Source organism: Bacillus sp. 2B09, assembly GCF_003946835.1.
In the GTDB taxonomy this organism is placed as follows: Bacteria; Bacillota; Bacilli; order Bacillales; family Bacillaceae; genus Bacillus; species Bacillus altitudinis.
This window is the reverse complement of the sequence record NZ_RPSG01000004.1, coordinates 14,486-31,251: the sequence shown is the minus strand read 5'-3', so window position 1 is coordinate 31,251 and position 16,766 is coordinate 14,486. Positions and strand designations below refer to the sequence as shown.

The 16,766-nt window shown below is 41.1% G+C and carries 22 protein-coding genes; 17 read left to right on the top strand and 5 right to left on the bottom strand.

The genetic code is table 11. The features are described from left to right. Positions 1-3: 3 nt before the first annotated feature. The 12 genes from EBQ12_RS09650 to EBQ12_RS09595 all read left to right on the top strand — a co-directional run bounded on the left by EBQ12_RS09650 (position 4) and on the right by EBQ12_RS09595 (position 7,637). Positions 4-687 carry a DUF7003 family protein gene (locus tag EBQ12_RS09650; RefSeq protein ID WP_125589839.1) on the top strand — a complete coding sequence of 228 codons (684 nt, stop codon included), beginning with the start codon at positions 4-6 and terminating at the stop codon, positions 685-687. Between the two features lie 39 nt (positions 688-726). Then, positions 727-1,203: a hypothetical protein gene (locus EBQ12_RS09645; RefSeq protein WP_125589837.1), complete on the top strand. Its 477-nt coding sequence runs from the start codon at positions 727-729 to the stop codon at positions 1,201-1,203. Between the two features lie 47 nt (positions 1,204-1,250). Further along, a complete protein-coding gene (locus tag EBQ12_RS09640; protein WP_125589835.1) occupies positions 1,251-1,649 on the top strand; it encodes a YxiG family protein in 399 nt (132 codons plus the stop codon). A 58-nt stretch (positions 1,650-1,707) separates the two neighbouring features. Beyond that, complete coding sequence (locus tag EBQ12_RS09635; protein WP_058214197.1) at positions 1,708-2,055, top strand: YxiJ family protein; 348 nt, start codon at positions 1,708-1,710, stop codon at positions 2,053-2,055. Between the two features lie 18 nt (positions 2,056-2,073). After that, positions 2,074-2,451: a hypothetical protein gene (locus tag EBQ12_RS09630; protein ID WP_125589833.1), complete on the top strand. Its 378-nt coding sequence runs from the start codon at positions 2,074-2,076 to the stop codon at positions 2,449-2,451. Between the two features lie 53 nt (positions 2,452-2,504). Beyond that, positions 2,505-3,374 carry an alpha/beta hydrolase gene (locus EBQ12_RS09625; protein WP_110487667.1) on the top strand — a complete coding sequence of 290 codons (870 nt, stop codon included), beginning with the start codon at positions 2,505-2,507 and terminating at the stop codon, positions 3,372-3,374. Between the two features lie 71 nt (positions 3,375-3,445). After that, on the top strand, positions 3,446-3,802 hold the full coding sequence (gene hxlR / locus EBQ12_RS09620; protein WP_012010675.1) for a transcriptional activator HxlR: 357 nt from the start codon (positions 3,446-3,448) through the stop codon (positions 3,800-3,802). A 197-nt stretch (positions 3,803-3,999) separates the two neighbouring features. Next, complete coding sequence (hxlA, locus tag EBQ12_RS09615) at positions 4,000-4,632, top strand: 3-hexulose-6-phosphate synthase (RefSeq protein ID WP_125589831.1); 633 nt, start codon at positions 4,000-4,002, stop codon at positions 4,630-4,632. Continuing rightward, on the top strand, positions 4,629-5,186 hold the full coding sequence (hxlB, locus tag EBQ12_RS09610) for a 6-phospho-3-hexuloisomerase (protein WP_125589829.1): 558 nt from the start codon (positions 4,629-4,631) through the stop codon (positions 5,184-5,186). The genes hxlA and hxlB overlap by 4 nt, the downstream gene beginning before the upstream one ends. 148 nt (positions 5,187-5,334) lie before the next feature. Further along, positions 5,335-6,060, top strand: coding sequence for a DsbA family oxidoreductase (locus EBQ12_RS09605; protein WP_125589827.1), 726 nt, complete (start codon positions 5,335-5,337; stop codon positions 6,058-6,060). A 94-nt stretch (positions 6,061-6,154) separates the two neighbouring features. Continuing rightward, the gene (locus EBQ12_RS09600; RefSeq protein WP_202394234.1) at positions 6,155-6,610 is read left to right on the top strand and encodes a MarR family winged helix-turn-helix transcriptional regulator; all 456 of its coding nucleotides are present in this window, start codon (positions 6,155-6,157) and stop codon (positions 6,608-6,610) included. A gap of 10 nt (positions 6,611-6,620) precedes the next feature. Next, positions 6,621-7,637: a serine hydrolase domain-containing protein gene (locus EBQ12_RS09595; RefSeq protein WP_206428028.1), complete on the top strand. Its 1,017-nt coding sequence runs from the start codon at positions 6,621-6,623 to the stop codon at positions 7,635-7,637. 5 nt (positions 7,638-7,642) lie between these two features. On the opposite strand, the gene EBQ12_RS09590 is transcribed toward EBQ12_RS09595, so the two are convergent. Then, the gene (locus EBQ12_RS09590; protein ID WP_024718777.1) at positions 7,643-8,755 is read right to left on the bottom strand and encodes a GntR family transcriptional regulator; all 1,113 of its coding nucleotides are present in this window, start codon (positions 8,753-8,755) and stop codon (positions 7,643-7,645) included. 272 nt (positions 8,756-9,027) lie between these two features. Between EBQ12_RS09590 and EBQ12_RS09585 the strand changes: the two genes are divergently transcribed. The 4 genes from EBQ12_RS09585 to EBQ12_RS09570 all read left to right on the top strand — a co-directional run bounded on the left by EBQ12_RS09585 (position 9,028) and on the right by EBQ12_RS09570 (position 14,215). Then, the gene (locus tag EBQ12_RS09585) at positions 9,028-10,653 is read left to right on the top strand and encodes a xylulokinase (RefSeq protein WP_041506852.1); all 1,626 of its coding nucleotides are present in this window, start codon (positions 9,028-9,030) and stop codon (positions 10,651-10,653) included. After that, positions 10,647-11,351 carry an L-ribulose-5-phosphate 4-epimerase gene (locus EBQ12_RS09580; RefSeq protein WP_007501382.1) on the top strand — a complete coding sequence of 235 codons (705 nt, stop codon included), beginning with the start codon at positions 10,647-10,649 and terminating at the stop codon, positions 11,349-11,351. The genes EBQ12_RS09585 and EBQ12_RS09580 overlap by 7 nt, the downstream gene beginning before the upstream one ends. A 17-nt stretch (positions 11,352-11,368) precedes the next feature. Beyond that, positions 11,369-12,790, top strand: a complete 1,422-nt coding sequence (araA, locus tag EBQ12_RS09575; protein WP_125589823.1) for an L-arabinose isomerase — start codon at positions 11,369-11,371, stop codon at positions 12,788-12,790. Positions 12,791-12,874: 84 nt separating this feature from the next. After that, positions 12,875-14,215, top strand: a complete 1,341-nt coding sequence (locus EBQ12_RS09570; protein WP_125589821.1) for a sugar porter family MFS transporter — start codon at positions 12,875-12,877, stop codon at positions 14,213-14,215. A 241-nt stretch (positions 14,216-14,456) separates the two neighbouring features. On the opposite strand, the gene EBQ12_RS09565 is transcribed toward EBQ12_RS09570, so the two are convergent. Together EBQ12_RS09565 and EBQ12_RS09560 are read right to left on the bottom strand one after the other, a co-directional pair. Next, the gene (locus EBQ12_RS09565; RefSeq protein ID WP_224558471.1) at positions 14,457-14,678 is read right to left on the bottom strand and encodes a hypothetical protein; all 222 of its coding nucleotides are present in this window, start codon (positions 14,676-14,678) and stop codon (positions 14,457-14,459) included. A gap of 27 nt (positions 14,679-14,705) precedes the next feature. Further along, positions 14,706-15,023, bottom strand: coding sequence for a hypothetical protein (locus EBQ12_RS09560; protein ID WP_125589819.1), 318 nt, complete (start codon positions 15,021-15,023; stop codon positions 14,706-14,708). Positions 15,024-15,206: 183 nt separating this feature from the next. On the opposite strand from EBQ12_RS09560, the gene EBQ12_RS09555 reads away from it, so the two are divergent. After that, complete coding sequence (locus EBQ12_RS09555; protein WP_008342559.1) at positions 15,207-15,500, top strand: CotD family spore coat protein; 294 nt, start codon at positions 15,207-15,209, stop codon at positions 15,498-15,500. A gap of 52 nt (positions 15,501-15,552) precedes the next feature. Here the strand turns inward: EBQ12_RS09555 and EBQ12_RS09550 are convergent, their stop codons facing one another. Beyond that, a complete protein-coding gene (locus EBQ12_RS09550; protein WP_041506855.1) occupies positions 15,553-16,221 on the bottom strand; it encodes an ABC transporter ATP-binding protein in 669 nt (222 codons plus the stop codon). Beyond that, positions 16,214-16,759 (bottom strand): hypothetical protein, encoded by a 546-nt coding sequence (locus EBQ12_RS09545; RefSeq protein ID WP_045034088.1) that lies wholly within the window; start codon positions 16,757-16,759, stop codon positions 16,214-16,216. The genes EBQ12_RS09550 and EBQ12_RS09545 overlap by 8 nt, the downstream gene beginning before the upstream one ends. Between the last annotated feature and the right edge of the window lie 7 nt (positions 16,760-16,766).

The window sequence follows — 16,766 nt, the reverse complement described above, 5'->3', positions numbered from 1 at the left end:
GAAATGAAACAAATAGACCATGTATTAAACACATTAGATAAGTCTTTTCTAAATAAAGAGTTTCCGCTATTAGATAACGAGAACTTTGATTTTGCCAAAGGGAAGCTTTCTCTATTTACTAGAGATGGAAATTGGCTGATCACGATTCAATTATTCGGTTTATCGAAGTTAGGACCGGCTATTGATTTTTTTGCGTTTGGTCATGAGTTGAATAATGGATCCATCAATTTTCTATTGGATGAGCTCTTTGTTTTCGTGGATCAGCATGATGAAATAATAGATGATGATGAGATAGAACCTGGATTCACCAAACAACCATTACGAATTAAATTGAATGGTGGCTATTTTAATGTTCACATACCAGAGTCATGCCAATCTGATGTAACAGAGGAAAATGAATGGATTACTCTGTTAAGAGAAATGGCCAAACATCGAGATTTGCTGGATAGTTTATGGATGACAGATCAAGAACAATTTGACATCGTTCAGCATGTATATGATAAACCGCTCTATACAACTGAATCATGGTTTCATCCAGAAACGCATAGCCAACTCCCTAGTCAATCTCCTTTTTTTCAATCGGTTGCGAAGAGTTTGATCTATCAAGATCCAACATGCATTGTAAATATAAACACGAACACTGACTGGAGATTATGGTCAGATTTTGATACTGTGGAATATTTTTAGTTTCGTCTGATGTTTTAAATCGGTGAGGTGGAGCAAGTAATGAGAATCGTATTAGCAAAAGAGAAAAATCTATTCGAAGTAAATGAATTAATAAAGAAAATCAATTTAAACGTAGAAGAGTATCATTGGGTCATAAGTGATGTGACACTCCCAATGCTTCATGATCGGAATAATCAATCTCATTCAGAAGTCATGCCGGATTATACGGATTTTTTATTTCTGAAGGGTGAACATTTCAAAAAATTCTTACATGACTATTCTTATTCTTTTATTTTCGCTGTTTTGACCGCATTGCCTCGTCATGTAGATCATTTGAATATTCATTCAATACCTCAAATTGAAGATAATGAACGATATTGGAACGTGAATTATACACCCGTTATCCCTCAAGCCGTGTTTGAAATCGGATTTTTTGATTCGACAGATGTTATTTTTACAGGAGATCAGAAAATCTTAAGCGAATTTCGAAAAAAAGCGGACTTTATTTCATTTGAAGAATATTTACATACTCCGTGACACGATAAGAATAGAGTTCATCCTGAAAAAATAGGAGAGTGAATGAGATGTTTAATAGTGTACAAAAATGGATCGATTATCTAGATGGTGGTTGTAATGTACTTGGAGTCACATTTGATTTGTTTCATAAAGAATTAGTACTGAGCGTAAAAGTATCAGAATTAAATAAAGTTACTCAACATGAATTGCGATTTATGAATGTGGCGAGTCTTTATTATAATGGGGGTGAAGGTAATGATAGATTTGAAGAATTGATACAAGAAGAGATGAATTGGCAAATTTTCGAATGTAGTTACCATCCTAATGGGATAGGGAACCTTAAAAATGTACTTCTTGAAGAATTTGATTCAAATGCAAATTTTCTATTTAACATCAATGGGATGTTACTCGCAATAGAATCGAAAAACGTATGTTTCGATTCACAAGAATTTATTTGCAGTGTATAGGAAGATCTCATTAGCGTCTAAATAAGAATTAAAAACAATGAGAGATTGGGGAAAATCCATGAAAATCAGCCGAGATAAACAAGGTTTATTCGATGATGTAAAACAACGTTATCAATACTTATTAGATTCATCTTATCCAGATGAAATCGTCTCTTTTGAAGCAGAAACTAGTATATTTTCAGATGACTTTTATTTATTTTTTTCACTTGTTGCAGGTAGCCTAAGTTATGTGATCGATCATAAACGAATACCGAAAAAACAGTTAAACGTGCTGCGTCAGTCATTTGAAGAGCAATATCCCCAAATCAAATCGTATCAACAGATCCTTGAATCATATCCTTTACTGCACTCCTATGTTCAATACCATGAAGAAACAAGAAAACAAATCATTGCACTTCTACAATAACCTCTTGGAGGACAAACGATGACATGGTTTTTAGATGAAAAAGTCCAGAAACAAATCCCTGATTTCAATATCAACCATCTAAAGCAAATCAATGAATTTCACTACTTTAAAGAGTATAATGAACATTACGACTTGATCAACTGTATTCATCTACACATCCCATACGAATCTGCAACCCATAAAGCAGACATTCATCTGAAATTTACCAACGTCTCTTCTGTTCAAATCAATGATTTGGAGTTAACAAACGATTCCTCTCTTTTTTTGAACATTCAACTTTTGGATAGAGGCTGGGAATATTTGAATTACTTTGTCGAAGATTATGAAGAACAGTATTTTTCTTTTTACTGTCAAACGGTTCAAGTCATACAAGTCGTATCAAATAAATCGGGCTAGTCGCTCTACATATGTGCGAATCATGCTTCCCCATCCCAACACAGAAAGGTGCAATGACATTGAATCGAATCATGAAATGGCTCTTATTTGCGGCGGTCATCGCTGGATTATTGGTATGCGCATTCTTTGTGTTCCGTTTCAACCAGCCTAAGCCGACGACAAACATCCATTATGCAGACACACAAAACAAACAGCAAACACTGGATATATATATGCCAAAGGGAAAAGATGAAGACAAAAAGAAGAAGCATCCAGTCATGATCTATCTCCATGGCGGCGGCTGGACAGGCGGCGATAAGAATAGAGTCGCTTCAAAGGCTGATTATTTTACGGGTCAAGGGTATGTGTTTGTTTCAATGAATTACAGGCTTCACCCTGATGCCAACTTCGAGCAGATGGCAGATGATACGGCAAGCGCTATTAAATGGGTGAAGGATCATGCAGATGAATATCAAATCGATTCGTCAAAAATCAATGTCATGGGTCACTCAGCGGGTGGTCATTTGACAGCATTGGTTGCTACAGATTCGACTTACTTAAAACGTGTGGGGCTGTCGCCAAAAACGATCAATTCTATCGTGATTTTAGATGGGCCGTTAAACATCAATCAATTTATACAAGCCATTCCATCGTATAAAAAAGTGTTTGGCAAACACGAGAAGAACTGGACAAAGGCATCACCTGTCACTTATATGAATCAAACGAATGTACCGCCTGTTTATTTGGTCACAGGCTGGGAAAACCCTGAGGTGTACCGATTTGCAGAAAAACTGAACCATGATCAAGGCTCACGGTTTGTTTTTCGGGTTCATTCGCTGAGCCACAGTGATTTAAATAAATGGTTTGGATCTGACAGAGCGCCAAAAGAAGCGCAAGAGATGACAAAGGCTGTGATGGCTTTCGTCAAAAAACAAAATCAATAACAAAGACTGTATGCTAGGGCAATCCATTTTGCCGAAGTATATGATAAAGTGGTTTGAAATTAAAGGAGTGTATGTCGTTGTCATCACGTATGGAAAATAAAGTGTTCAATTGCGAAAAAGAGCTGACGCTGAATATTATCGGTGGTAAGTGGAAAATGTTGATCTTATGGCACCTTGGGAGAGAAGGGACAAAACGGTTTGGTGAGTTAAAGTCGTTAATGCCTGGGATTACGCAAAGAATGCTTGTCAATCAGCTAAGAGAATTAGAGGAAGATCACATTGTGCACCGAGAGGTTTATCCTGTCGTTCCGCCAAAGGTTGAGTATTCTCTCACAGAACTCGGAGAAAGCTTAATGCCAATTTTAGAGGCGATGTATGATTGGGGCAAACAATATCTCGACAGCAATTTCTTAAAAGATGATAAATAGAAATACCTACATGAGATACTGGTCGAAAGACAGTATCTTTTTTGTGCCCATATGCGAAAAAGTATAGTATGTAAAAAAAAAGTGCGTACTAGGATTGCGCCATTCCTGTTGTTATACTCGTTTCATGCAAGAAAGATTCAAGATGCACCATCCGCGGAGCTCTTGAAGGTGAAATAAATGAACAGGAGTGAATGTAGATGAAATTACAATTAGCGTTAGATTTAGTGAATATACCAGAAGCGATCGAGCTGATCAAAGAAGTAGAAGCGTCTATTGATGTGGTGGAAATTGGGACACCTGTTGTGATCAACGAAGGACTTCGTGCTGTGAAAGAAGTCAAACAGGCGTTTCCGAATTTACGTGTGCTGGCGGATCTCAAAATTATGGATGCTGCCGGTTATGAAGTGCAGCAGGCATCTGAAGCTGGAGCGGATATTGTGACCATTCTTGCGGCGGCAGAAGATATGTCCATTCAAGGAGCGGTGAAGGAAGCAAAAGCAAGAGGGAAACAAATTTTAGTCGATATGATTGGTATCAAAGATATCGCCGGCCGTGCGAAAGAGCTGGATGAGCTTGGGGTAGATTATATTTGTGTGCACACAGGCTATGACCTGCAAGCGGTTGGTCAAAACTCATTTGCTGACCTCATGACCATTAAACAAGTGGTTAAACAGGCGAAAACAGCGATTGCAGGCGGTATTAAGCTTGATACATTGCCTGAAGTCGTCAAATTAAACCCTGATTTGATTATTGTCGGCGGCGGCATTGCGGCTCAAGACAGTAAAGCAGAAGTGGCTGCGCAAATGAAGCAGTTGATTGCACAATCATGAAAACAAGTGACTATGTGAGAGCGATTCTAAGCGAGCTTTCTGAGCACTCGCCCGCGATTCAAGACGAACAAGCAGAGCAGCTTGTCAAAAGCATTTTAGCGGCTCGAAAGGTCTTCGTCGCAGGGGCTGGCAGGTCTGGTTTGATGGGGAAATCGTTTGCGATGAGACTCACGCATATTGGTGTCGAAGCTTATGTGATCGGTGAAACGAATACGCCTGCTTTTACATCTGAGGATTTATTGATTGTAGGGAGCGGTTCTGGCCGAACAGAGACGCTGCTTGTGCTCACGAAAAAGGCAAGGGCGATTGGCGGAAGCGTGGCGTCGTTCACACTTTCAGCTGAGTCACCTATAGCTGATCTATCGGATGAAGTCATCTTACTGTCAGGTGCGCCAAAGGATCAACATGAAGGAAACCATCATACGATTCAGCCGATGGGCTCATTATTTGAGCAAACTTTGCTTCTTATGTACGATGCGGTCATCTTGAGATTGATGGAAATGAAAGAGCTCGACACCCATAAAATGTACGGTCACCATGCGAATTTAGAATAGCCGTGATGAAAACCTTTCCTTTTTTGAAGGAAAGGTTTTTTTAATACATGGTACTTAAAAAGAAGGATCACTTGACATAAAGGATAAGATGTAACTATAATAGTTACATCTTGAAAGAAAAAACGTAAGCAACGGAAGGAAGATGAAGATGAAAGTGCAAATTTGGTCAGATATCGCCTGTCCTTTTTGTTATATAGGAAAAAAACAGTTGGAAACAGCGCTTGAGCAATTCCCTCATAAAGAACAGGTAGAAGTAGAGTTTAAAAGCTTTGAGCTTGATCCGAATGCACCTGTTGCAGTGGATTATGATGTGCATGATATGCTTGTCAAAAAATATGGCATGAGCCGTAGCCGGGCCATCGCGATGAATGAACAGGTGAAACAGGCGGGCAAGGAGAAAGGAATCGATTTTCAATTCGATCCACTCGTTTTGACAAACACCTTTGATGCCCACCAGCTCGCACAATATGCTGGAAAAATGGGAAAAGGCGATCTCGTCATGGGAGAGCTGTTTCAAGCGTATTTTACAGATGGAAAGCATGTTGGTGATCGTCAAATCCTTTTAGAAATCGCAGAAAAAGCAGGCCTTGATCAGAACGAAGTACAAAAGGTTCTAGACGGGCAAGAATTTGCAGACGATGTACGAGAAGATGAAAAAGAAGCAAGACAGCTCGGGATTTCTGCTGTGCCTTTTTTCTTGATCAATGACAAATATTCGGTTGCTGGTGCACAGCCAGCAGATACGTTCCTTCGTGCCCTTGAAACGGCTTGGACAGAAGAGGCAGTGCAAACGGAGAAAGCGGCTGATGCTTCATTTGAAGAAGCATGTGCAGATGGCGTATGTGCAGTACCTTCACCTAAAGAAGAAGTATAATCGGCATTTTCCCTATCTTTGATAAAAGATAGGGATTTTTGTTGATTAATAATTAACATACCTTTATACTTAAGTTATCTTAATTATAAAGGTGATGACAGTGACATCCAAAACAACGATGATCCAAGAATTAAACCAAATCGAAGCGCGCATCCATCAAAAGCTCCGATTAGAGTTTGAAGAGTTATTTGTAGATGAGTTAACTGATAAGCAGCACATTGTCCTTGATTTCGTAGAGCGAAAAGGGGGGAGCTCACCTATTCAAATTGCTCAGCAACTAGGCATCACCCAAAGTGCTGTGAGCCAGTTGTTAAACACGCTTGAAAAAAAAGAATGGGTTCGCCGCAGCATAAACCCGCAAAATCGTCGGGAATTGCACGTTGAACTTTCTGAAAAGGCAAAGACGTACTTGGAGAATATGAGAAAGATAGAACTTGCGATCATTGAAAAATACTATTCAAAATTAAGCCTCGAAGAGATCAACACATTGACATCCATTTATACAAAGCTTGATCAATTGATTGTAGATCAAAATGAAGGGGAAGGATGATGATCCATTGATGATGCTCAAACAAGAAGTACAGCGAATTGCCTCTTCTTATACGGAAAAAAAGAAACAGGCACTGCTCGTGATCGGACTGATTCATCAAGGAGAAAGACACGTTTTTCATTTCGGAGATCACCCCATACAGCAGCGCGTGCAGCCTGAGGAGGTCATTTTTGAAATCGGCTCTATTTCAAAAGTCTTTACGACAAGTATATTGGCAAGCATGATTCAAAAAGGGCAGATGAAGCTAGACGATTCCATTTCACTGTATTGTCCCGAAATAAGAAAGAATCACCCCATCCAATTGGAACAGCTGGCAACCCATACGTCTGGACTTCCTTCATATCGTTTTCTCAGAGATTTACAACTAAGGTTCCTTCCAAAAGTGAGAAGAGATATGTACTGTCAATACTCCCTTGATGAATTAATGAAACTGTTACACTCGAAAAAATGGAATGAGCGAAAGGAATACCCATCTCGTTACTCCAATGTAGGGATGGGACTCCTCGGGTTGATCATGGGATGGTCTCTTCACAAAACATATGAAGAGCTGCTGACTGAATATATCGTGGATGAGCTGAAACTATCGAACACCTTTATTACGATCAAGGAGGACGTCAAAGAGAAGATGATCCTCGGTCATCAAGAGAATGGAAAAGAGGTTCCTCCGCTTCAGATGCATGACTATCAAGGGGCTGGTGCGATTCGTTCGACGATCACTGATTTGCTTTCATTTCTCTCTGCACATATGAGTGCAGACGTCGCTTCTCCATGGAAAATGACCCACGAGCCAAAGGTGAAGATAGGGAAAAACATGTCAATGGGACTCGGGTGGGTCATAGATGATACGGGATTGATTTGCCATAATGGTGCAACTTCTGGTTTCTCCAGCTTCATGGGCTTCCGCCCGCATTCAAAAACAGGAGTGGTCGTCTTGTCTAACTATCGCAATCGTATCACGCAAGATTCTCCTGACCGAATTGCCTATGACGTGATGAATATGCTTGAACAAGAGCCTAAAGCCAAATGAGCCTCCTATGAAGAGGGCTCATTTTTTCTTGCGTTCAGCGCTTTAATCGTTTCACCAGGAACGAGTTCAGGCTCATAAAATGTTTGATCAGGGAGATTCTTTTTCCCTTGTACTTTTTTAATCATCCAGTCTGCCGCATCTCGTCCCATTTGCTCTTGAGGGTGTGTCAGCGTTGTCAGTTTCACATGGGCATTTTTTTGGGCAATATACGAGTTATCCTGTCCAATAATGGAAAGATCATCTGGAATAGATAAACCCATTTCACTACATACATTTGCTACTTCTAACCCGACTTCATCGTTATAGCAAACAAGGGCGGTCAGCTCATGCTGGTGTGTTTGTAAAAAGGTTTTGATATGATCCCCTAAATACTGCTTCGATTCTGTATCGAAAAAAAGGACATGCTCTGGTAGGAAATTGAGCTTTGCTTCACCAAGTGCCTGAATATAGCCCTTCATTCGATATTTCCCTTGTAAATCATCTGTTTTTGAAATCAGTCCAATGTGCTGATGTCCAGAGGTGATCAGCTCCTTTGTCGCTAAATAGCTGGACTTTACATCATCCAAACAAAGGAAGGGAACCTCTAACTGCTCATAGTAGGCATTGATCATTATAAGCGGGACATCCTGCTCTTTAAAGGATAGGTAGTACGAAATGTTTGGATTATATAAGTTGCTTTTTGTCGGTTCGACAATTAATCCGTCCACACCAAAGGACAGCATCATTTCAAGCGCTTTTTTCTCTTGCTCCACATCGTTATTTGTACTCGCCAGTAACAAAGAATAGTTCTCTTCATTTAATCGGCTTTCGATGCCCCGAATGATCGACGGGAAAATGTAATCTGATATGTATGTGGTGATGACACCAATCGTTTTCATATGAGCATGTCCAGCAGGTTTTGTTTGATATTGATTGGTGACAAATGTGCCCGAGCCTTTTTCGCTTCGTAAAAAACCTTCACTTGATAATTCCAAGATGGCTTTTCGCACCGTATGCCGGCTTACTTGATACATCTCTTGTAAGCTTGATTCGGTTGGAATTCGCTCCCCGATCCGGTAATCCCCTGTCAGTATTTTGCTTTTTATATCATCCATAATGATCTGGTACTTCTTTTTCATCGTTTCACTTCTTTCACAGTTGATCCTCTACTCGGATTGAGAAGAACTTGTATGGACATATTTTAACATGGTTGCTTAATCAAAAACAGGCGCTTGCAGTGTCTACCGTCTAATCCTTAGAGAATATAAAAGATTTTGTCTGATTGTGTATGTACAACTATATTTATTATTGACATATGTACGGACAAATATTATATTGTTTTTGTGCACAAGTAAAGATGGATCAAACGAAATAGATGTTTGAAACCGCTATCATCATGGGGGTGAACAAAATGAATCGTGAAGAGACGGCCAAAGCCATTAGAGAAGGCAGGACATCTTTGGGTATTGAATTTGGTTCGACACGAATTAAAGCCATTTTAATAGATGAAGAGTTTCAGCCAATTGCGCAAGGTGCATTTGAATGGGAAAGTTCTCTTCAAGAAGGAATATGGACGTACAACTTAATTGAGATCATTACAGGTCTTCAAGTGGCGTACCGTCAGATGAAAGAACAGGCTGCACAATTGTATGGGGTGACGATTCAAACCATTGGCTCCATCGGGATATCTGCGATGATGCATGGCTATGTCGCCTGTCATCATACAGGAGAGCTCCTCGTCCCGTTTCGAACGTGGCGGAATGGAACAACGACCGAGGCGAGTCAAAAGCTAACAGATGTATTCCAATTTCATATTCCAGAAAGATGGAGTATCGCTCACTTATACCAAGCGATACTAGGAGAGGAAAAACATCTGTCCCGGTTAGAGTATGTGACCACTTTGTCCGGCTACATTCACTGGCTGTTAACAGGGAAGCAGGCCATCGGAATTGGCGATGCGTCGGGAATGTTCCCCATTGATGAAAAAACGAAGGATTACAACGAAGTGATGCTTCATCAATTTGAAGCATTGATTGCAGAAAAAGGCTACCCGTGGAAGCTTCGTCATCTTTTGCCGCGCATCTATTTAGCAGGAGAAGAAGCTGGTGTGTTAACAGCAGCTGGAGCAGCGATTTTAGACCAAGGCAAACAGTTGCAGCCAGGTATCCCTTTTTGCCCGCCAGAGGGTGATGCAGGAACAGGGATGGTCGCAACAAACAGTGTGGAAAAGAGAACTGGGAATATTTCAGTTGGGACATCTGTATTTGCCATGATTGTGTTAGAGCAACATCTAAAAGGTGTGTACCCAGAAGTGGACCTTGTCACGACACCAGATGGCCTGCCAGTCGCGATGGTTCATGCCAACAATTGTACAAGTGACCTCAACGCTTGGATGAATCTATTCAGAGAAGCGTTTGAAGCAATGGGTCAGCCAGTTGAAACAGAAAGATTGTACGAAACCCTATTAAATCAAGCTTTAGAAGCAGATCATGATGGGGGCGGGCTTTTAAGCTATGGCTATTATTCTGGTGAAAATATTACGAGACTAAAAGAAGGAAGACCCCTTTTTGTTAGATCTCCTCAAAGCCGGTTTACTCTTGCTAATTTCATTCGGACGCATCTTTTCTCTGCATTTGGCGCAATGAAAATCGGGATGGATCGGTTAAAAGCACATGAACAAGTCAAGATTGATCGCTTACTAGGACATGGCGGTTTATTTAAAACACCGATAGTTGGGCAAAAAATGGTCGCTGCTGCACTCGGGACACCTGTATCCGTCGTATCAACGGCGGGAGAAGGCGGTGCGTTTGGGATGGCGGTCCTTGCTTCATATATGATCAATCACCAGCAGCAAACACTGAGCCATTTTCTCAAGCATCAAGTATTTGCCCATACATTAGAAGAGCTTATTGATCCTGATCCACTGGATGTTAAAGGTTTTGAGGAATTTATAAAGCGCTATCAAGAAGGACTCCCGATAGAAAAAGCGGCAGTAGAACATTTGACGCCACAGAAAGGAGCGGCACCTGTATGTTAGAGCGGTTAAAAGAAGAAGTGTTTCAAGCGAATCTAGATCTACCAAAGTACGGACTTGTGAAATTTACATGGGGCAATGTCAGTGCGTGCGATCGTGACAGTGGACTGTTTGTCATTAAGCCAAGCGGCATAGCGTATGACAAATTATCAGCAAAAGACATGGTCGTGGTCGATTTTGACGGTCAAGTGGTCGAGGGGGAATTCAATCCTTCTTCCGATACTGCCACACATGCTGTTCTTTACAAACACTTTGAGGAAATTGGCGGCATTTCACATAGCCATTCAATGTGGGCAACGGTATGGGCGCAAGCTGGACTTGATTTACCAGCAATGGGCACAACACATGCAGATACATTTTACGGACCTGTTCCGTGCGCTCGATTTCTCACAGAAGAAGAGGTGAATCGCGGGTATGAGGTGGAAACAGGACACTTGATCATTGAAACGTTTGAGAAAAGACAAATAGATGTCATGGCGGTTCCTGGTATTTTGCTACAAGGTCATGGTCCCTTTACGTGGGGAAAAGATGCAAAAAGTGCGGTAACGAACAGTGTCATTTTAGATGAAGTAGCGAAAATGAACCTGTTTGCAAAGCAATTGAACGAATATGCGGAGCCTCTTCCGCAGGTGATTTTAGATAAACATTATTTAAGAAAACATGGAACACATGCGTATTACGGACAAAAACCTTCAAGATAAAGAAAAGAGGGATTTCTATGTTAACAAGTCAGAAGAAAGAATGTTGGTTTGTCGTCGGGTCACAGCACTTATATGGGGACGAGGCACTGAAGCAAGTGAAGGCAGATGCGCAAAAGATAACAGATGCCTTAAATGAGAGCGGTTTGCTGCCTTATCCAATTATTCTGCAGGAACTGGCGGTCAGTGCGGATCAAATCACACAGCTGATGAAAGAGGTCAACTATTGTGATGAGGTCATCGGTGTGATGACTTGGATGCATACGTTTTCTCCAGCAAAAATGTGGATACGTGGTACGTCTCTTTTGCAAAAGCCACTTTTGCATCTCGTCACGCAATACTATGAAAACATTCCGTGGGACACGATTGATATGGACTATATGAATCTCCATCAATCGGCACATGGAGACAGAGAGTACGGCTATATCAATGCACGTTTAAATAAGCAAAACCAAATCGTTGCAGGTCATTGGTCGAAGCAGGAGGTGAAGCAGCAAATCGCTGATTGGATGGACGTTGCGGCTGCCTATCATGAGAGCTTCCACATTAAAGTGGCTCGGTTTGGTGACAATATGCGCCACGTTGCGGTGACAGAAGGAGATAAAATTGAAGCGCAGATCCAGCTGGGATGGACCGTTGATTACTTTGGAATTGGCGATCTTGTGAACTATGTAAATGCTGTGGAAGAAGCAGAAGTTGATGCTCTGTTTGCTGAGTACTTAACGTTATATGACGTGGATTATGGGAGCTATTCAGCAGAAGAATGGGAACAAAGTGTGAAAGTGCAGGCACGATATGAAATTGCCATCAAACGTTTTTTAGATGAAGGCGGCTACAATGCCTTTACGACAAACTTTGAAGATTTACATGGCATGAAGCAGCTTCCGGGTTTAGCCGTTCAGCGCCTCATGGCAAAGGGGTATGGCTTTGCAGGTGAAGGGGATTGGAAAACCGCCGCACTGGATCGTTTATTAAAGGTGATGAGCCATCATCAATCGACTGGTTTTATGGAAGATTACACATATGAAATGACTGCTGGTCAGGAAGCAGTGCTGCAATCTCATATGCTAGAAGTAGATCCAGCGCTTGCACATACAAAACCTGTCATTGTCGTGTCTCCGCTAGGCATTGGAAACCGGGAAGACCCAGCACGTCTTGTGTTTGATGGAAAAGCAGGCGAGGGCGTTGTTGTCTCCATTGCTGATTTTGGAACACATTTCAAATGGTTGATTCAAGAAGTGGAAGCTTTTGAGCCGCAGGAAGCAGCACCTCATTTACCGGTGGCACGAGTCCTCTGGAAAATCAAACCGAACTTTCAAGATGGCATCAAAGCATGGATTAAGCACGGCGGAGGTCATCATACAGTCGTATCTCTCAATTTAACGGTTGATCAAATTGTTCATTTTGCAAAGCTTGTGAATGCAGAATATGTGGTTTTATAAAGAAGGGTGAAATGCATTCTACTGTGAACGGTAGAATGGCAGGGAGAAATGAAAGCGGTTTATTAAGTGAGGGGGGTCATCCACTTGGAGAAAAAAGTATCAAGTAAATTTATCTTCTTTTTCGGGTCCTTTGCAGGTATCTTATTTGGATATGATATTGGTATTATCGCAGGGGCAGAAGGGCACATTCAGGAAGAATTTCAGCTCAGCCCGTTATGGCTTGGCATCGTCGTTTCTTCATTAATGGGCGGGGCGATCATTGGTTCCATTTTAAGCGGTCTGATGGGGGATAAGTTTGGCCGCAGAAAGCTCATTTTGGTGTCATCGATTATCTTTTTTGTCGGTGCGCTTGGCTCAGCCATTGCACCAGAAGAAATCTCATTAACCATTGCCCGGATTTTCTTAGGAACAGCTGTAGGGACAGCCTCATCGCTCGTGCCTGCTTACATGTCTGAAATCGCTCCGGCCAAAATTCGTGGGAAATTGTCCGGCCTGAATCAGCTGATGATTGTGAGTGGATTATTGCTTAGCTATATCGTCGCATTTGTGTTTGAACCAATTCCAGACAGCTGGCGCTGGATGCTGGGAAGTGCTGCTTTATTTGCGATCGTGCTTTATATTGGCATGCTGAAACTTCCTGAATCTCCAAGATATTTAATTAAACACGGAATGGCTCATAAGGCACGTGAAGTATTAGGATCACTTCGTTCATCACGTGAAGAGATTGAAGCAGAAATGCAAGAAATTTTAGAAGTGGCAAAAGAAGAACGCTCAGGCATTCGTGAATTATTTCAAAAGAAATTCCGAATGGCTCTCTTTATTGGGGTCGGAATGGCGACACTCCAGCAAATACAGGGGGCGAACTCCATTGTGTATTATGCAACGAGTATCGCAAGAAATGTAGGTCTTGCTCCGCAAGTTGCCGCAGGTTTTACCGTCATTGTTGGTGTCATATTTGTTGTGACGACCGTGATTTTTTTACAATTCGTCGACCGGTTCGACCGCCGAACGATTCTCACAGTTGGGGGAACGGGGATGGCCCTGTCTTTCTTTGCACCAGCGGCATTAGGTGCGCTCGGAGTGAGTGAAGGCATATTAAACTGGGTCACATTGATTTCACTTTGCTGCTTTATTTTGTGCTATGCCTTCTCATGGGCACCGATCACATGGATTATCATCGGTGAAATTTTCCCACTTTCTGTCAGGGGTATTGGAGCGGGCATTTCCTCTGCTTTTAACTGGACGGGATCATTAGCAGTTGGCCTTGTGTTCCCTATCTTGGCTGACCAATTCAGCTTTGGCGTCATTTTCTCTTCATTTGGGGTCATCTGCTTAATTGGTCTGTTGTTCACGCGCTTTGTATTAGTTGAAACAAAAGGAAGAAGCTTAGAACAAATCGAAACCGATATGGCTGCACGTCTCTAAAGGAAACCATCTATCCACACAGGATAGATGGTTTCAGCGTGTAGACAAACCCTCGCATTCGGTGTCAGTCCTGCGTGCCAGTGCTCACGAATGTCAAATTCGCTCCGCGCCGGTACTCGTCCTTCCTAGAATTCAAAGGTTTTCTATCACGCTGAAAAGAAGACAAAGGGCTAAAATCAAGTTCATTTTAGCCCTTTGTCAACAATCTGAACCATCTATCCTGTGCGGATAGATGGCTTTTTTAATCAAGTATTTGTTTCAGTTCATCTGGCAGTAAATCCATTAATTGATCAGATGAGGATACGTCCAGCACTTCAAGAAGCGCATAATATTTCGCATAAATTTCACTCAGTTGATCAGGATGATTTGCTTCATATCGATTTAAATGCAATTGCGTCAGTTCAAGTGCAATGTCCAGTTTGTTTCGTTCGATGGTTTGTGTTGTGTTGATCAAATCGTTCACCTCTAATTTTAAAGTTATTGAAAAATGTTATGGTGCAGTTCCGCAGCTGACCTTATATTCATGGTCTTCTATCTTTTTTGAATAACAGACGGAAGGTGTCATTCCTGTCTCGCTTTTCCAAGCCTGCCAATACACATCATACAGCTGACCATATTGAGGGTCTACATCGTCCTTTTTTTGCAAAATAGCAAAATAGCTTTGGTAAGGGTAGCCTTCTTGATAAATGGCCTGCCGTATCGCTCCTCTTTCAGTCGCATTTGTAAAAACCATAGGCGACAGCAGTGGAAGAGTGATGATCACGACGAGCAGGATGAAAAATGAAAAAAGTTTATGTCTTGTCTTCATCAATGAATGTCCTTTCCTTCACAAGAGATCATTTGTATAATATGTTAAAATTGTCCTAATGTAAAGAAAGAGACTACTAGATCACAAGCGAATTTTTTCAAAATAGACAAGCATCTAATCACTAATCGTGCCTCTGACATACGATAGAGTGTAAGTGAAAGACAACTTGAAGGGGTGTTGAGAATGAGCCGGAATCGATTAGACAATTTTTTCTTTGGGCCTCGCAGAGGGAATCATGGAGAAGTTGAAACGGTTGTATCCCCTACACGTCAAATTGTCAACACGACAACAAATGAACAAACGATTAGAAAAATTCATCCAACTCATATCACAAACGTCAATAAAAACATCAAAAGAATTGAAAACTACTACCCTGTGACGCAATCTACTCGAAATGAGTATATTGTGGAAGAATATGACTGTGGCAGTGATATCAAGAATCCTTGCTGCCGCCCGGTCAAACGCTGTAAATGGTAAGATAATGGTAGAAAGAAGTGAGGCATCCTGTGATGGGATGCCTTTTGTATGTTTAACGCTCTATTTCATTTAATTGTCCGTGATCAAGCTCGAAAAAACGATTTCCTAATTCTGAATAAAGGTAGCGCTGATGGCTTGTAAATAAAACACATTGATCAGAGAATTCTTCTTTTAATAAAGAAATAGACTGCATTTGAGATGCCTCATCAAGAGATGTAAAAGGTTCATCAAGAATGATTAGCTCTGGTGATCTGGCCGCCATACAATTAAAGAAAAGCTTATATCTCATACCTAGTGAATATTGTTTGACAGGCATCTTGAGTGCATGAGTTAAATCAAATGCATCACAAAGCGAGAGAAAGGTCTTTTTGTATATCTCTTTTTCTGACTGATTCATTTTCCATAGCGACTGTATAAGAGTCATATGCTCGATACCAGTCAGCGCATCATAAACCAAAGGCTTATCTGGGATGTACGCGACCAATCCTTTATAAAGAGCTGACCCAGGATGATGCTGTTCATTGAGTAAAACCGTTTCGGATACTGAAGGAAGCAGACCTGCGATGATCTTTAAAAGTGTCGATTTACCGCTACCGTTTTTTCCGATAATACAAGCACGATCACCTTCTTTCAGATGAAAGGATACTTGATCAAGGAGGGGAGAGCTTTCTTCAGTTGTTTCATAACGAAAAGATAGCTGAGACACTTGCAAACTAGCCATTGATAAATCCTCCAATAACAAAAACGGTGGTCACCAGCATATACAAGATGACGGTCGCAAGGGCGGCTTTTTTTGATCCTTTAGCATAATAAATGATCCCATCATAAAGGATGCGTAAAAGGTACAAGTTGATCAAAAACGAAACCGCTTGGATGAAGATAAAATAATGATCTAAATCGAGTACCATCACACAATAGATTGCTGCGCTATTCACTAATAGAAGAAACGCATTATAAAGCAAGATGACAAAATACATTTTGCGCAAAATAAACGTTTTATGAAAAAAGTACATATAAATTGAAGTCACGACAGTACCGAGAAAATTCAATATGAAATAAAGTGGGATTGTCAGTAAAAAGATAAACACAATGCTGGCTAATTGTTTTCCCGCAGATAATGGTTCCTCTACTAACAAATCAATAATGAAAAATGTTAAAAAAACAGTTGAAACAAATAAAGATAGTAAGACTAAACCTATAACAGTTTTGGTCGATTGATGTTGGTTGAAAAATTGCTTAGGGCGTAGAAGTAGCTCCATAGAACCA